Here is a 1309-nt window from a genome sequence, read left to right as displayed (position 1 = left end):
TGAACCGCCCCGACTATATCGGAGAGTGATTTACTTGAGTCAGGCAGCGATGCCTGACAGGGTTAAATTATCGTAATACCGCTTTTCAAACTCAAAAGGTGACACATAACCAATCGTGCTATGCAGACGTGTTTTATTAAACCAGTCCACCCATTCAAGGGTTGCCAGTTCAACATCATTAACGCCAGTCCAATTCTCCTTTAAATAGTCAATTACCTCAGATTTATACAGCCCGTTAACCGTTTCAGCCAGTGCGTTATCGTATGAATCACCAGTCGTGCCGACCGAGGCAATGATGCTAGAGTCCTTCATCTTATCAGTATAACGAATGGATAAGTACTGAACCCCGCGATCACTGTGATGAATCACATCTTTGGGGTTGTTCCTGTCTGCTATCGCCTGATTTAGCGCAGCCATAACCATATCCGTGTTCATGCGATTAGATACTTTCCAACCGACAATGCTACGGGCAAACACGTCAATAATAAAAGCGGTATATACCCAGCCGCTAGTTGTTTTTATATAGGTGAAGTCAGCTACCCATAGCTGATTAGGACGATGGGCATTAAAATTACGATTAATCAGGTCATCAGAGCATTTTTGGTCATCACGGCTATTGGTGGTGATCTTGCCCTTACCGCGCCAGATGCCTTGCATACCATACTGCTTCATTAAACGCTCTACCGTACAACGAGCCACATGAATACCATCTGCCTTCATCTGCTGCCAGACTTTACGAACACCGTAACGGCATTTACTGTCCTGCCAGATGCGTTTAATCTCGTTGATATAATAATCGTCATGCTGCTGACGCAACGAGCGCTTTTCAGGGTAACTCTCCAAGTCTTTAGTACGGTAGTAGGTTGATGGGGCAATCGGTAGTACTCTACAGATTGGCTCGATCCCGTATTTCTGCTTGTGATCATCGATAAATGTGACCATTATTTCGGTGGACGGTCGAGCTCCGCCTGGGCGAAAAAAGCGGCTGCCTTACGTATGATCTCATTGGCCTGTTTGAGTTCTTTGTTCTCACGTTCAAGATCTTTAATACGTTGCTCTTGGCTTTGAGCTTGTACCGATGCAGGGATAGTTTGATCTATATGCTTCTTGTGCCATGAGCGCAGGGTTTCAGGCGTGCAGCCAATCTTAGGGGCAATGGCTTGAATGGCTGCCCATGTGGAGGGATAGTCGTTTGCTGCTTCGATCAGCATACGGACGGCGCGTTCTTTAATCTCAGGAGTGTAGGTTTGTCTTTTCATTGTCGTATTCTCTCAGAATGTTAAGTCTCCGACAATACCGGGGCGGTTCA

Annotated in this window: 1 protein-coding gene and 1 other annotated feature; the gene reads right to left on the bottom strand. The window is 46.0% G+C overall.

Going from position 1 to position 1309, the window contains the following annotated elements; all coding sequences use genetic code 11:
• Positions 1-39: 39 nt before the first annotated feature.
• A protein-coding gene (locus HL061_RS00040; RefSeq protein ID WP_093071473.1) for an IS3 family transposase occupies positions 40-1259 on the bottom strand; the annotation gives its coding sequence in 2 pieces (ribosomal slippage) (positions 40-974 and positions 974-1259; 1221 coding nt in all).
• Positions 868-984 (bottom strand) — a sequence feature (AL1L pseudoknot). It overlaps the preceding gene by 117 nt.
• Positions 1260-1309: the final 50 nt, after the last annotated feature.

The organism is Psychrobacter sp. PSP, from assembly GCF_024085615.1.
Classification (GTDB): domain Bacteria; phylum Pseudomonadota; class Gammaproteobacteria; order Pseudomonadales; family Moraxellaceae; genus Psychrobacter; species Psychrobacter pacificensis.
Note: the sequence above shows the minus strand (reverse complement) of the source record. Positions and strands in the feature narration are given on the sequence as shown.